This window comes from Limnobacter sp. MED105, assembly GCF_000170915.1.
GTDB lineage: Bacteria > Pseudomonadota > Gammaproteobacteria > Burkholderiales > Burkholderiaceae_B > Limnobacter.
This window is the reverse complement of the sequence record NZ_ABCT01000011.1, coordinates 102,696-118,218: the sequence shown is the minus strand read 5'-3', so window position 1 is coordinate 118,218 and position 15,523 is coordinate 102,696. Positions and strand designations below refer to the sequence as shown.

At 51.8% G+C, this 15,523-nt stretch carries 14 protein-coding genes; 1 reads left to right on the top strand and 13 read right to left on the bottom strand.

Annotated elements, in window-relative coordinates; genetic code table 11:
* Positions 1-12: 12 nt before the first annotated feature.
* Positions 13-1,665: an electron transfer flavoprotein-ubiquinone oxidoreductase gene (locus tag LMED105_RS11085; RefSeq protein WP_008251224.1), complete on the top strand. Its 1,653-nt coding sequence runs from the start codon at positions 13-15 to the stop codon at positions 1,663-1,665.
* 75 nt (positions 1,666-1,740) lie between these two features.
* On the opposite strand, the gene LMED105_RS11080 is transcribed toward LMED105_RS11085, so the two are convergent.
* The 13 genes from LMED105_RS11080 to LMED105_RS11020 form a co-directional block, all read right to left on the bottom strand.
* Positions 1,741-2,169 (bottom strand): hypothetical protein, encoded by a 429-nt coding sequence (locus LMED105_RS11080; RefSeq protein ID WP_008251223.1) that lies wholly within the window; start codon positions 2,167-2,169, stop codon positions 1,741-1,743.
* Positions 2,170-2,256: 87 nt separating this feature from the next.
* Entirely contained in the window at positions 2,257-2,559 is a 303-nt protein-coding gene (locus LMED105_RS11075; protein WP_040513257.1) for a DUF2818 family protein, read from the bottom strand.
* A gap of 53 nt (positions 2,560-2,612) precedes the next feature.
* Entirely contained in the window at positions 2,613-4,109 is a 1,497-nt protein-coding gene (nuoN, locus tag LMED105_RS11070; RefSeq protein WP_008251221.1) for an NADH-quinone oxidoreductase subunit NuoN, read from the bottom strand.
* Positions 4,110-4,116: 7 nt separating this feature from the next.
* Complete coding sequence (locus LMED105_RS11065; RefSeq protein WP_008251220.1) at positions 4,117-5,598, bottom strand: NADH-quinone oxidoreductase subunit M; 1,482 nt, start codon at positions 5,596-5,598, stop codon at positions 4,117-4,119.
* 39 nt (positions 5,599-5,637) lie between these two features.
* Positions 5,638-7,623: an NADH-quinone oxidoreductase subunit L gene (gene nuoL, locus LMED105_RS11060; RefSeq protein ID WP_008251217.1), complete on the bottom strand. Its 1,986-nt coding sequence runs from the start codon at positions 7,621-7,623 to the stop codon at positions 5,638-5,640.
* Between the two features lie 6 nt (positions 7,624-7,629).
* Positions 7,630-7,935, bottom strand: a complete 306-nt coding sequence (gene nuoK / locus LMED105_RS11055) for an NADH-quinone oxidoreductase subunit NuoK (RefSeq protein WP_008251215.1) — start codon at positions 7,933-7,935, stop codon at positions 7,630-7,632.
* A 16-nt stretch (positions 7,936-7,951) separates the two neighbouring features.
* Entirely contained in the window at positions 7,952-8,584 is a 633-nt protein-coding gene (locus tag LMED105_RS11050) for an NADH-quinone oxidoreductase subunit J (RefSeq protein WP_008251213.1), read from the bottom strand.
* 30 nt (positions 8,585-8,614) lie between these two features.
* Positions 8,615-9,106, bottom strand: a complete 492-nt coding sequence (nuoI, locus tag LMED105_RS11045; RefSeq protein ID WP_008251211.1) for an NADH-quinone oxidoreductase subunit NuoI — start codon at positions 9,104-9,106, stop codon at positions 8,615-8,617.
* A gap of 13 nt (positions 9,107-9,119) precedes the next feature.
* A complete protein-coding gene (gene nuoH, locus LMED105_RS11040) occupies positions 9,120-10,169 on the bottom strand; it encodes an NADH-quinone oxidoreductase subunit NuoH (protein ID WP_369746080.1) in 1,050 nt (349 codons plus the stop codon).
* A gap of 14 nt (positions 10,170-10,183) precedes the next feature.
* Entirely contained in the window at positions 10,184-12,460 is a 2,277-nt protein-coding gene (gene nuoG / locus LMED105_RS11035; protein WP_008251205.1) for an NADH-quinone oxidoreductase subunit NuoG, read from the bottom strand.
* 20 nt (positions 12,461-12,480) lie between these two features.
* Positions 12,481-13,776, bottom strand: coding sequence for an NADH-quinone oxidoreductase subunit NuoF (gene nuoF / locus LMED105_RS11030; RefSeq protein WP_040513254.1), 1,296 nt, complete (start codon positions 13,774-13,776; stop codon positions 12,481-12,483).
* The gene (gene nuoE / locus LMED105_RS11025; protein WP_008251195.1) at positions 13,773-14,252 is read right to left on the bottom strand and encodes an NADH-quinone oxidoreductase subunit NuoE; all 480 of its coding nucleotides are present in this window, start codon (positions 14,250-14,252) and stop codon (positions 13,773-13,775) included. The genes nuoF and nuoE overlap by 4 nt, the downstream gene beginning before the upstream one ends.
* A gap of 15 nt (positions 14,253-14,267) precedes the next feature.
* A complete protein-coding gene (locus LMED105_RS11020) occupies positions 14,268-15,521 on the bottom strand; it encodes an NADH-quinone oxidoreductase subunit D (protein WP_008251193.1) in 1,254 nt (417 codons plus the stop codon).
* Positions 15,522-15,523: the final 2 nt, after the last annotated feature.

Below are 15,523 nucleotides of genomic sequence, written 5' to 3'. Positions count from 1 at the left end.
GAGACGCACCCAATGTCGGCTGTTGAAAGAGACATGATGGAATACGACGTATTGGTAGTTGGTGGAGGCCCTGCCGGCCTGTCAACAGCCATTCGCCTGAAACAAGTGGCCGCTGAAAAAGGCCAGGAAATCAATGTGTGCGTTTTGGAGAAAGGCTCTGAAGTTGGCGCCCATATTTTGTCAGGCGCGGTCATGGACCCACGCGCAATCACCGAACTTTTTCCTGACTGGAAAGAGCGCGGCGCCCCACTGAACACGGAAGTGACGGAAGACCAGTTTTTGTTCCTGACCGAAACCTCCGCCAAGAAAGTACCCAACGCCCTGTTGCCCGAATGTTTTCAGAACCACGGCAATTATGTAATCAGCCTGGCCAATGTTGTGCGCTGGCTTGGAGAACAGGCCGAGGCTTTGGGTGTTGAAGTATTCCCCGGCTTCTCTGGTGCGGAAATTCTGTACGACGAGAAAGGTGCTGTGAAAGGCGTTCAAACCGGCGACATGGGCATCGGCAAAGATGGTGAACACACCCATGCTTACCAGCCTGGCATGGAACTGCATGCCAAGTACACCGTATTTGCGGAAGGTGTGCGTGGCCACTTGGGCAAACGTGTCATTGAGAAATTCAATCTGAACGAAGGTCGTGACCCACAGGTTTACGGCATTGGCTTGAAAGAACTGTGGGAAATCGACCCCGCCAAGCACAAACCTGGTTTGGTGATTCATTCCGGTGGCTGGCCTCTCGATTCAAACACATACGGCGGTTCATTCCTGTATCACCTGGAAAACAACCAGGTTGCGGTGGGTTTTGTGGTGGGCCTCGCCTACGAGAATCCCTATCTCTCGCCGTTTGAAGAATTCCAGCGTTACAAAACACACCCTGAAATTCGCAAATACTTTGAAGGTGGCAAGCGGATTTCTTACGGCGCGCGCGCCATCGCTGCAGGCGGCTTGATGAGCTTGCCCAAACTGGTATTCCCTGGCGGTGCACTGGTGGGTTGCGATGCGGGCTTTTTGAATGCTTCGCGAATCAAGGGTTCCCATGCCGCAATCAAGAGCGGCATGCTGTGTGCCGAAGCCATTGCTGACGCTTTGGCTCAAGACCGCGCTGGCGACGAACTGGAAGCCTATCCAAAAGCCTTCCACGACTCCTGGCTGTTTGATGAGCTCTACCGTGCACGCAACTTCAAACAGTGGATGAGCAAAGGTCTGTACACCGGCACCATGATGGTGGGTATTGAGCAAAAGCTGTTCAAAGGCAAGGTGCCTTGGACATTGCACCACAAGCACGCAGACCATGAATGCCTGCGCCCCGCTTCTGAATTTCAGCCGATCAACTACCCAAAACCGGATGGGAAAATCACGTTTGATCGTTTGAGCTCCGTGTTCATCTCCAACACCAACCACGAGGAAAACCAGCCTGCACACCTGACATTGAAGAATGCCGAGGTGCCCGTGGCCACAAACCTGACCACGTATGCGGGTCCGGAACAGCGCTACTGCCCGGCTGGTGTGTATGAGTACGTGAAGAAGGAAGATGGAAAGGACCAATTGCAGATCAATGCGCAAAACTGCGTACACTGCAAAACCTGTGACATCAAAGACCCGACACAGAACATCGTGTGGGTGACACCGGAAGGTGGTGGTGGCCCCAACTACCCCAATATGTAATTGTGCAAACCAAACAAAAACGCCGACTTGAAGTCGGCGTTTTTGTTGATGACACACAGGCTTCAAAAACAAAGATCATGAGGGCAAATCGGTTGTGGTTTCGCCCAACAAAGTCGAGTTCTCATTCGCATCAATCTCGAAAGTGTATTCCCCTTTGAGCAAATCAGTCACATAAGCAAATCTGCCAATGACTGTGACACCTTCTAGCGTCAGCTCGTAGTAACACCCTGCTGTTTGCCCACAACCCTGCTCAAAGAGCCTTCGACTGGTCTCTTCATTGATCCAGTCCACCGAATACTTCTGGTCGTCAATATAAACCGTGACTGGTTTCCATTCCGTTTCGCAGAAATTCTCGACCACCTGAGCTCCAGCTGACTTGTAAACCAGTTCGCAATCGGTTTTCGCGAGAAACTGCAGTTTACGGGTTGTGGCTTCAGGCGAATTTGTACATGCCGCGAGTACAAATGCAGCAGGAATGATGACTCCAATCAGCAAACGTTTCATAACTGGCTTTCCTTGAAAGGACGTTTACTTTGAACGCAACAGTATCGCTGCGGGAGTACAGACAAAACAGAGGGAGAAAACCTGAAATCAGCCTTTTGGAGAACGCCACAGGAAGCGGTACACAAACCCGGGGAAAGCAAATACCAAGAACAGACACGCAGTTAGTGCGTAAAACTCCCAGCGTTGGGGAGTTACCTGACTCAAGCTACCCTCGATAGCGAAGCCAATCAAGCCCACAATGAAGTAACCGGCGATGACTTCAAGCACTCGAGTCCAACCGCCCTTTTTAGCCACAGGCAGAACGCCCATGATGCGGTTGCTCACAAAAGGCAGGTTCGCAAACAGCAAGGCCAAGCCAAACAACAACCAATGCCCAATCGTCTGCGTCAAAACCTACCCCTTATAAGTATTCAATAAACTAAATTTGTTGACTAATTTGTTAGTTATCCAGCCAGTGTCTGCTGAATTGCAGTCATGCAATACGCCATCAAAGGCGCTGGCAACAAGCCCAGTGCGATCACAGCCAAACCATTCAGACCCAATACGGCGCGAGCATCATTGCCCATCACGATTTCGGTTTCATCCGCAGGCGCTTCGAAATACATGGTTTTCACGATGCGGATGTAATAGAACGCACCCACCAGGCTGAACATTACGGCATACACAGTCAACCAGACCTGGCCCGTGGCCAGCAGTGCTTTCAACACCGACAGTTTCGCTGCAAAACCCACCATGGGTGGAATTCCCGCCAGCGAGAACATGAGTAACAGCATGATCAAGGCCAACCAAGGTGCGCGCTTGTTCAAGCCCTTCAGGTCGCTAATGTTTTCAACTTCAAAGCCTTTGCGCGACATCACCATGATCACACCAAAGGTGCCCAGTGTGGTCAGCACATAGGTGATGCTGTAGAACATGGCCGAAGAATAAGCCTGCGCGGCATTGCCGGTGTCTTGTCCTGCGCCTTGACCACTGACTCCGGAGAGGAAACCCAGCAACATGAAGCCCATTTGTGCAATGGTCGAATATGCCAGCATGCGTTTCAAACTGGTTTGTGCAATGGCAGTCAGGTTACCAATGGCCAGCGATGCAATCGCCAACACCATCAGCATGTTTTGCCAATCAAAAGCCATCACAAAAAGACCATCCACCAGCAGTCGCATCATCATTGCAAACGCAGCCAGCTTGGGTGCGCCACTGATCAGCAGTGTGGAAATGGAGGGCGACCCCTGGTACACATCAGGAACCCACATGTGGAATGGCACCACACCGAGCTTGAAGGCCAAACCGGCCACCAAAAATACAATACCGAATACGAAAATGATCGACTTCTGGCCCGATACTGCGGCAGTGGCAGCGAATGCGATATCCGAATGGTTCAAGGAGCCAGTAGCACCGTAAATCATCGACATGCCGTACAACAGGAAACCTGAAGCCAAGGCGCCCAGAACAAAATACTTCATAGACGCTTCAGTTGCGCGCACATTGTCACGCTGCATGGCCACAGCGGCATACAGGCTAAGCGACAGCAATTCAACGCCCAAGTATACCAGCAACAGGTTGTTGGCGGAAATCATGATCATCTGACCAAGCAAAGCAAACAACACCAATGCGTGCAGCTCGCCCTTGAACATGTCACGGTCTTTGGCGTAATTCGCACCCACAATCAAGGTGAATGCGATTGCCAGGGCGGAAAAGCCTTTCAATACCAATGCCATGCTGTCGGCAATGTACATATTGGTAAAAGCCAGTTCAGTGCCAGCGGTGGGTACCTGCGCAAGGCAATACACACCAAGGCCGATACAGAACAACACCACAATATTGTGCAGCATTGGCAATATGCGGCCCTTGGTCACGCTGTCTGCAATCAGAAACGCACAGGCGAATAGCGCCAGGGCAATTTCAGGAATAGCGAGTGAGAGATTCATCTGATCCACGAACATTCCTCAATTAAAGCTTGGACTGAGCCACATGTTGCAACAGGGCATCAACGGACACCTGCAACACATCAGTAAAGGGTTTGGGGTACAGGCCCATGGCCATGACCAGAATTGCCAATGCACCCAGCATCATGAATTCCCGGGTGTTTACGTCAGTCAATTCCTTCACGTTGTCGTTGGCCACTTCACCAAACACCACGCGCTTGTACATCCACAGGGAATAAGCAGCACCGAAGATCAAGGTAGTCGCGGCCAGCAAGCCGATCCAGAAGTTGTACTTCACGGCCCCCAGAATCACCATGAACTCACCCACAAAACCGCTGGTGGCAGGCAAGCCGGCGTTGGCCATGGCGAACAGCAGGAAAAATGCCGCGAACTTCGGCATTGTATTGACCACACCACCGTAGGCGGCAATTTCACGGCTGTGAACACGGTCGTAAAGCACGCCGATACAAATGAACATCGCGCCCGATACGAAGCCATGAGAAATCATCTGGATGATGGCGCCCTGCACTGCCAGGTCCTGAAACATGAAGAAGCCTAAGGTGACAAAACCCATGTGAGCGATTGATGAATACGCCACCAGCTTTTTCATGTCTTTCTGAACCAAAGCCACAACACCGATATACACCACCGCAATCAGCGACAGGGTAATCATGAAGCCGGCCAGTTCGTGGCTCGCATCTGGAGCAATCGGCATGCTGAAACGCAGGAAACCATAGGCGCCCAGCTTCAACATGATTGCTGCCAACACCACGGAGCCACCAGTGGGTGCTTCCACGTGCGCATCTGGCAACCAGGTGTGTACCGGCCACATTGGTACTTTCACAGCAAAGGCCATGAGGAAAGCCAGGAAAATCAGGATTTGCTCGGTCATGTCCAGCGGCAGTTTGTGCCACGCCGCGATTTCGAAAGTACCTGATTGAAACTGTAGATAAATAATCGCGACCAACGTGAGCAACGAACCCAGCAGCGTGTACAAGAAAAACTTGAAAGCTGCATAAATGCGGTTTGGGCCACCCCACACACCCACGATGATGTACATCGGGATCAGCGTTGCTTCGAAGAACACGTAAAACAGCAAACCATCTGTCGCCGTGAATACGCCCACCATCAAACCTGACAAAATCAAGAATGCGGCCATGTATTGCGCCACTTTCTCGGTGATGACTTCCCAAGCCGCGACCACCACGAAAACAGTGATCAAGGCAGTCAAAATAACAAACCAGACAGACAAGCCATCAACACCCAAGCCGTAAGACGCGCCGAAGGCCTCGATCCAGGGCAGTTTCTCAACAAACTGCAGTTGGGCTGTGCTGGTGTCAAAACCAAAATACAAAGGCAGGGTCACGACAAAACTGATCAGTGCAGCAATCAGGGACGCACCCCGAACTGCACCTGCGTTCTTGTCATTGCCCAGGGCCATGATCAAGACACCAAAGGCGATTGGCAGCCAGATCGCCAAACTCAGATAAGGAATATTGTTAGACATTGATATTTTCCAATCGTAAGAACCGAGGTTCCGCCCTGTTTATTTGAGTGTGATGAAAGTAATGATCATGGCCAAAACGCCGAGGATCATCGCGAACGCATAGTGGTAAATAAAACCGCTTTGCGCAAATCGAACCACACCCGAGATCAAACCCACCAGTTTGGCGCTGCCATTGACCAACAAACCATCGATCAACATGCGGTCGCCAAACTTCCAAAGTGCTTCACCCAAGCCGCGTGCGCCGCCTGCAAAAACCACTTCATTGAATTTGTCCATGTAGTACTTGTTGTCCAGCAATGTGTGCACTGGCTTCAATGCTTTCATGAAGGCCGCCGGAATGGCAGGCACCCACAGGTAGCACACCGCAGCAGCAACCACACCAGCCAAGGCGAGCCAGAAAGGTGCGGTTTGCAAAGAATGCACACCCATGGCTGCAGCGCCGTGGAAAATGCTGCTAAGACCTGCCATGGCACCGTGTTCAGGATTAATGGTGATCACACCTTCAAAGAAAGTACCGTGCAACATGGGCTCCACTGCAATGTAACCAATGATGACCGATGGAATCGCCAACAGGATCAAAGGCAGCGTTACCACCCAACGGGACTCATGAGGCTGTACCGGTCCGTGGTGCGCGTGGTGATCGTCGTCACCATGGTCGTCATGGTGTTGAATATCATGGAAACGCTCTTTGCCATGGAACACCAGGAAATACATTCGGAAGCTGTAGAAGGCGGTGATGAACACACCAGCCACCACTGCGAAATACGCGAAATCGGCTGCGGGCAGATTGCTGAAATGCACTGCTTCGATGATGCTGTCTTTCGAATAGAAGCCCGAGAAAAACGGTGTACCAATCAGAGCCAGTGATCCCAGCAGTGAGGTAATCCAGGTAATTGGCATGTACTTCCACAGGCCGCCCATGTAGCGGATGTCCTGATTGTGATGCATACCAATGATCACGGAACCCGCGCCAAGGAACAACAAGGCTTTGAAAAACGCGTGGGTCATCAAGTGGAAAATCGCCACAGGATAGGCCGACACACCCAGCGCAACAGTCATATAGCCCAACTGCGACAAGGTTGAATAGGCAACCACGCGTTTGATGTCGTTTTGAATGATGCCCAGAAAACCCATGAACAAGGCGGTGATGGAACCGATCACCAACACGAAATTCAAGGCGATATCGCTGAGTTCGAACAGCGGCGACATGCGACTGACCATGAAAATGCCAGCAGTCACCATGGTCGCCGCGTGAATCAGGGCGGAAATCGGTGTTGGACCTTCCATGGAATCAGGCAGCCACACGTGCAAAGGGAATTGGGCTGACTTGCCCATTGCACCGATAAACAGGCAGATACAAGCCACAGCCAACAAAGGCCAATCCGTGCCAGGCATGGTCTGACCCACCAGGCTGTCCGCCTGCGCGAATACTTCGGCGTAATTCATGGAGCCAGTCGCCGCCATGACCAAACCAATGCCCAAAATGAAACCGAAGTCACCAACACGGTTGACCAAAAATGCTTTCAGGTTTGCATAAATCGCGCTTTGCTTTTTGTACCAGAAACCGATCAGCAAGTAAGACACCAGGCCTACCGCTTCCCAGCCGAAAAACAGCTGCAGGAAGTTGTTGCTCATCACGAGCATCAACATGGAAAAGGTAAACAAGGAAATGTAGGAGAAGAAACGCTGATAACCATCGTCTTCTTCCATGTATCCGATGGTGTAAATGTGCACCATCAATGAAACACTGGTCACCACCAGCATCATTGTGGCGGTCAGCGTGTCAATCAGAAAACCCACCTCGAAGACCAAGGTGCCCACAGCGGCCCATTCATACAGGGTGCCATTGAAAGTGTTGCCTTCCATGACATCCATAAACACCATGATGGAGGCAATCAGGGAAATCGCAACACCAGCAATGGTCACTGTGTGCGCACCCGTGCGACCAATCTGCTTGCCGAAGAAACCGGCAAGAATGGCACCGACCAGCGGAGCGAACGGAACGATCAAATACAAGGGATTCATTCGCGCTTACCCCTTCAGCTGGTCGAGGTCTTCGACATTGATTGAATTCATGTTACGGAAAAGGACCACCAAAATTGCCAGGCCAATTGCAGACTCGGCGGCAGCCACTGTGAGAATGAAGAAAACGAATAACTGCCCGGACAAATCGCCCAGGAAGTGAGAAAACGCGACGAAGTTCATGTTCACAGCCAGAAGCATCAGTTCAATGGCCATCAAAATCACGATCAGGTTCTTGCGGTTCAAAAATATGCCGATCACGCTGATCGAAAACAAAATCGCGCCCAGCACGAGGTAATGAGATAAAGAAATCATTGTTGTCTATTCCCGTTCAGGCTTTGGGACCACTGGGGGTCTCGCTTTTTGTTTGTTTGCGGTCAAGATCTGCAGGCATGCTGACCAGCTTCACGCGGTCGGTGGACTTCACACGAACCTGGTCTGAAGGCACCTGACCTTTCGTGTCCTTGCGCTTGCGCAGGGTCAGTGCGATCGCAGCAACCATCGCCACCAGCAAAATCAAGGCAGCCACTTCAAATGGGTACAGGTATTCGGTGTAAAGCAGCTTGCCGAGGGCTTCTGTGTTGTTGGCAGCCTGTTCGGGCGTTTCCAGGTTGGGGTCCCAGAAACCACGCAACAAGACCACTGACATTTGGAAGGCGATCAAGGAGCCAACGATTGCAGCCACTGGCAGATTTTTCCAGAAACCAGCACGTACTTTGTCCATGTTCACATCCACCATCATCACGACGAACAGGAACAGCACCATCACCGCACCCACATAAACCAGCACCAGAGAAATGGCCAAGAATTCCGCTTCAAGCAACATCCACAGGGCAGATGCAGAAAAGAACGAAAGCACAAGGTACAACGCTGCGTGTACAGCATTGCTGGCTGTGATTACGCGCACCGCGGCGAACACCAAAATGGCGGCGAACACATAAAAGAAACCGGTTATTGCATCCATTGCATTTAATCTTTTAAGTTTTGTATCGGTTTAACGGTAGGCTGCGTCGGCTTCGCGATTGGCTGCAATTTCAGCCTCATAGCGATCGCCCACAGCCAGCAGCATTTCTTTGGTGAAATACAAATCACCACGCTTCTCACCGTGATATTCGTGAATGTGGGTTTCTACAATTGAATCAACTGGACACGATTCTTCGCAGAAGCCGCAGAAAATACACTTGGTCAAATCAATGTCGTAACGGCTGGTACGGCGTGTGCCGTCCTCGCGCTGTTCGGATTCAATCGTAATTGCCATGGCCGGACACACGGCTTCACACAATTTGCAAGCAATACAGCGCTCCTCGCCATTTTCATAGCGACGCAAAGCGTGCAATCCACGAAAACGCGGCGACATCGGCGTTTTCTCCATGGGATACAGCACGGTGATCGGCTGGGTGAACATATAGCCCATAGTCAATGCCATGCCCTTGAGCATTTCGCGCAACAACAAACTGTTCAAAAACTCTTTAACAACTTGAAACATGGTTCGCTCTCAATTAATTCCAGATGTTCCAGGGAGTCTGCATCCAGGCAGCAACGACCACCAGCCACACCAAGGTCAGAGGAATGAATACCTTCCAGCCCAGACGCATGATTTGGTCATAGCGGTAACGCGGGAATGATGCGCGGAACCAGATGAACATGGACACCAGCAGGAAAGTTTTAATGCCCAGCCAGATCCAGCCTGGTATGAAGCTGAGGAAAGCAACCGGTGCATCCCAACCGCCGAAGAACATAATCGCGGCCAAACAGGACAGCAAAATCATGTTGGCGTATTCAGCCAAGAAGAAAATGGCAAATGTCATGCCGGAATATTCCACCATGTGACCAGCCACAATTTCCGATTCGCCTTCCACCACATCGAATGGGTGACGGTTGGTTTCCGCAACCGCTGAAATCATGTAGATCACCAGCAATGGCAACAGAGGCAACCAGTTCCATGACAGGAAATTCAAGCCCATGTCAGCGAACTGACCAGTGGTTTGAGTCATCACGATGTCTGTCATGTTCAGGCTACCCGCCACCAACAGCACAGTGACCAACACAAAACCAATCGCCAATTCATAGGAAACCATTTGCGCAGAGGCGCGCATGGCCGCAAGGAAGGCGTACTTGGAGTTGGATGCCCAGCCGGCAATGATCACGCCATACACTTCAAGCGACGTAATCGCCATGAGGTAAAGCAAGCCCGCATTCACATTGGCCAAAACAGTTTCCGGACCGAAGGGAATCACAGCCCATGCAGCCAAAGCCGGCATGATGGTCATGATCGGCGCAATGATGAACAAGCCTTTATTGGCGTTCATCGGCACGATGATTTCTTTGAACATCATCTTGACCGCATCAGCGATTGGCTGAAGCAAACCCATGGGGCCAACATAGCTTGGGCCCATGCGAATGTGCATGCGACCAATCATTTTGCGTTCCCAATAGGTTAGGTAGGCAACGCAACCCAACAGGGGCAAGGTGACACACAAAATTTTGATCAGTGTCCAGACTGGCGTCCAAGCTGGGCCCAGCAAATCAGAACCAAACGTGGTGATCATTTCAACTGGTGAACTCATGCCTGCACCTCGCTGGCCACCACCGCCTCGACCGTCACACCACCAAACACGGCACGCAGGCTTTGCGAATCAGCGCGACCCGTTGGTACCAACACGGTATTTTCAGCAATTGTTTTATTCACTAGAACTGCAGCCCGCAACGTGCCGCCCTCAGAGTCTGTCAATTGAACTTTGTCACCGGACTTCACACCCAACGACTCGGCTGTTTGCACACTGATTTGTACCAGTGCCGGTTTAGCAGCCTTGGTTTTGCGCAATGAATCTGCACGGCGAACCAATGCATCGGTGTCATAAATAGGCGCAAAGGCAGCCAGTTCAAGTTGACCACTCAAGGCTACACCAGCAACCGTTTGTTCAGGAATGGTGTTGCTCAACAAAGCAGCCAGATTGGCTGGCATGAATGTCTTCAGCACTTCTTCGGAACTATTGAACTCAAAACCATCCAGGCCCAACAGGTTGCCCAATACACGCAACACCTTCCAGCCCGGACGGGTTTCACCCAAAGGACGAACTGCCGCTTTGAAGGTTTGTGCCATGCCCGCAATGTTGATGAAAGTGCCTGATGTTTCAGTGCTTGGCGCGATGGGCAACAATACATCCGCATACTGCTTGGCGTTGCCAACAAAAGCACTGGCTTGCACCACAAACTCGGCATCGATCAAACCGCGAACGATTTTTTGCCCTTGTACACTGTCCAGATCTGGTTCAGCGCCGAAAACAATGGCTGCTTTGGCCTTGCCTTCCAACATGGCATGGGCGTTCTTGCCACCGTGGGCACCGGCTTGAATACCGGCCACGAAAGATCCCACCCAGTTGGCACCATCACCCAGGAAGCCCAGGGTGGCGCCTGTGGACTTGGCCAACTCGACGGCCTTGGCCAACACCTGGCCTGCAAACGGGCTCATCAAAACCTGCTGGCCGATTAATACGAATTTGCCGCCCTCTGGAGCACTCAACGCATTGGCTACAGCATCATGGCCCAAAGTGTCAGCCCATTTCGATGGTGCAACCTTCAGCCACACGGCTTTGGGCATCAAGGGATCCAATCCACCCGCATTCACAAGCACCACGCGGGCACCCTGCTTTGCGGCCTGGCGAATACGCTGGGTCAGCAAAGGCTGATCGTTGCGGGGGTCTGCGCCCACAATAACAATAGACTCAGCGTCAGCCAATTCCTGAACGGAAGCACCCAACCAAGGCGTTGCACCACTCAGGTTCAGGTTTGCGCTGTGGCGCAAACCTGCATCAATACTTGTTGAACCAATGCCTGTCATCAAGGCTTTGGCCAGCGCCATTTCCTCGAAGGTGCTGTTCGGTGAAACCAGCATTGCAATGCTGTTCAGGTCCGTCGATTCACGGCGGGCCTTTTTCAATCCTTCAAAGGCCGCGTTCAGTGCGGTTTGCCAATCCGTTGTGACCCACTGACCATTCTTTTTGATCATTGGTTCAGTCAAACGATCAGCAGCCTGCAAACCTTCATAGCTGAAACGGTCGCGATCAGAAATCCAGCACTCGTTCACGCTGTCGTTTTCTTGCGGAACGATGCGCATCACCTTGTCGGCTTTCACTTGCACAACCACATTCGAACCCAGGCTGTCGTGTGCAGCAACTGACTTGCGCCGCGCCATTTCCCAAGTTCGGGCGTTGTAACGGAAAGGCTTGGATGTTAGTGCACCCACTGGGCACAGATCGATCATGTTGCCCGACAGTTCGGAATCAACGGAATTGCCCACAAAACTCAGAATTTCCGAATGCTCACCGCGATTAGCCATGCCCAGTTCCATCACGCCGGCCACTTCCTGACCAAAACGCACGCAACGTGTGCAGTGAATGCAACGGCTCATCTCTTGAGCGGAAACCAGCGGGCCGATGTCCTTGTAGAACACCACGCGCTTTTCTTCCTGGTAGCGGGATGACACACCGCCATAACCCACGGCAATGTCTTGCAACTGGCATTCGCCACCTTGGTCGCAAATCGGGCAATCCAATGGGTGGTTGATCAGCAAAAACTCCATCACGCTTTTTTGGGCGTTCACCGCTTTTTCGCTTTTTGTGCGAACAATCATGCCGGGCGACACAGGCGTGGCACACGCAGGCAAAGGCTTGGGGGCCTTTTCCACATCGACCAGACACATGCGGCAATTGGCCGCAATCGACAATTTTTTGTGATAGCAAAAGTGAGGCACATAGCTGCCAGCTTTTTCAGCGGCATCCATCAGCATACTGCCTTCGGCCACTTCAACTTTTACGCCATCAATCTCTAGTTCAACCATTTGTATCTACCCGCAGGGAATCAAACGTAAGCCGGCACGATGCACGACTTGTGTGTGATGTGATGCTCAAATTCTTCATGGAAATGTTTCAGGAAAGCGCGAACCGGCATGGCCGCAGCATCACCCAGCGCGCAGATGGTGCGACCCTGAATGTTGTCTGCAATCGAGTTCAACATGTCCAGATCTTCAGGACGCCCTTCCCCGTGTTCAATGCGATTGATGATTCGATACAACCAGCCGGTGCCTTCGCGGCACGGTGTACATTGACCACAGCTTTCCTCGTAATAGAAGTAAGACAGGCGCAACAGGCTTTTTACCATGCAGCGTGTCTCATCCATTACAATCACCGCGCCCGAGCCCAGCATGGAACCTGCTTTCGCAATCGAGTCGTAGTCCATGTCAGTGGCCATCATCACATCGCCAGGCAAAACAGGCATGGATGAACCACCAGGGATCACAGCCTTGATCTTGCGGCCACCCTTCATACCACCCGCCATTTCAAGCAAGGTTGCGAAGGGTGTTCCCAATGGAATTTCGTAGTTCCCTGGTTTCTCAACATCGCCGGAAATCGAGAAAATCTTCGTGCCGCCGTTGTTGGGCTTGCCCAATTCCAGGAACCAGTCGCCACCGTTTTGAATGATGAACGGCACCGCTGCAAATGTTTCAGTGTTGTTGATTGTGGTGGGCTTGCCGTAAATGCCGTAGGAAGCCGGAAACGGTGGCTTGAAACGAGGCTGGCCCTTCTTGCCTTCGATCGACTCAATCAGCGCAGTTTCTTCACCGCAAATGTAAGCGCCATAACCTTGGTGCGCATGCAGTTGGAAGCTGAACTTCGAACCCATGATGTTATCGCCCAGGTAACCTGCAGCGCGAGCCTGTTCCAATGCTTCTTCAAAGCGTTCATAGGTTTCCCAGATCTCGCCGTGAATGTAGTTGTAACCCACAGAAATGCCCATGGCGTAGGCAGCAATCGCCATGCCTTCAATCACGGAATGCGGGTTGTAACGCAGAATGTCACGGTCTTTGAATGTACCGGGTTCGCCTTCATCGGAATTACAGGCCAAATACTTTTGACCCGGAAACTGGCGAGGCATGAAGCTCCACTTCAAGCCAGTTGGAAAACCTGCACCACCGCGACCGCGCAGCGCCGATTTCTTCACTTCCGCAATCACATCTTCTTGAGAAATACCCTCAGTCAGGATTTTGCGCAGGGCTTTGTAACCACCACGTGCTTCGTAACCTTTCAGGTCCCAGTTGCTGCCATCGAGACCAGCCAGAATCACCGGGTTAATATGTCGTCCGTGCAAACAAGTCATGACTTCAACTCCTCTACCAGCGCATCGATTTTCTCGTTGCTCATGAAACTGCACATGCGGTGATTGTTCACCAACATGACTGGGGAATCACCACAGGCGCCCATACACTCACCTTCTTTCAGGGTGAACAGGCCGTCCTTGGTGGTTTCGTTGTAATCGATACCCAGTTTTTTCTTCAAATATTCAGCGGCATCTGTACCACCGGACAAGGCGCAAGGCAGGTTTGTGCAAACAACAATTTTCGACTTGCCCACTTTCTTGGTGTCGTACATGTTGTAAAACGTGGCCACTTCATAGGCTGCGATCGGTTGGATTTCCAGATATTCGGCCACAGCTTCGATGGCTTCACTGGGAAGCCAACCCAATTCAACTTGCGCAATACGAAGAGCCGCCATCACGGCAGAGATTTTCTGGTCGGCGGGGTACTTCGTTAATTCTTTGTCTATCAAACGATAGGCGTTTTCGCTCAACTTCATGATTCAATTCAATCCTTAGCGATCAATTTCACCGAACACAATGTCTTGGGTACCAATAATGGTCACTACGTCGGCCAGCATGTGGCCACGGGACATCTCGTCCAATCCTTGCAGGTGCGCGAAACCAGGCGCACGAATCTTCAGGCGATAGGGTTTGTTTGCACCGTCTGCAACCAGGTAAATGCCGAATTCACCCTTGGGGTGCTCTACCGCCGCATACGATTCACCTTCGGGCACATGCATGCCTTCCGTGAACAATTTGAAGTGGTGGATCAGTTCTTCCATATTGGTTTTCATGTCCACGCGCTTCGGTGGCGTTACCTTGTGGTTGTCGCTCATCACCGGACCCGGGTTGACACGCAACCAGTCAATACACTGCTTGATGATTTTGTTCGACTGGCGCATTTCTTCCACGCGCACCAAATAGCGGTCGTAGCAGTCACCGTTCTTGCCCACCGGAATGTCGAAATCCAGACGGTCGTACACTTCATAAGGCTGCTTCTTGCGCAAATCCCAGGCAATGCCAGAGCCACGCAACATTGGGCCAGTGAAACCCATGGACAAGGCGCGCTCCGGTGTAACCACACCAACACCCACCAAGCGCTGTTTCCAGATGCGGTTGTCTGTCAGCAGCGTTTCGTATTCATCCACGTACTTGGGGAAGCGCTGTGTGAAGTCATCCAGAAAATCAAGCAGGGAACCTTGCCGGTTCTTGTTCAACGCGTCTACCTTTTTGGCAGAACGAACCTTGGAAGGCTTGTACTGGGGCATGCGGTCTGGCAGGTCACGGTACACACCACCAGGGCGGAAATACGCAGCATGCAGACGGGCACCTGAAACCGCCTCATAGCAGTCCATCAGGTCTTCACGTTCACGGAAGGCGTACAGAAATACCGCCATCGCACCCACATCAAGGCCGTGCGCACCGAGCCACAGCAGGTGGTTCAGAATTCGGGTGATTTCATCAAACATCACGCGAATGTATTGCGCACGAACCGGCACTTCGATGTTCAACAGCTTTTCGATGGCCATGCAGTAGGCATGCTCGTTGCACATCATGGACACGTAATCGAGACGATCCATGTAAGGCAGCGATTGAATAAAGGTTTTGTGCTCTGCCAGCTTTTCAGTACCACGGTGCAGCAAACCAATGTGCGGATCGGCCCGTTGTACCACCTCACCATCCAGTTCAAGCACCAGGCGCAATACGCCGTGTGCCGCGGGGTGCTGGGGACCAAAGTTCAGGGTGTAATTTTTAATTTCAGCCATGA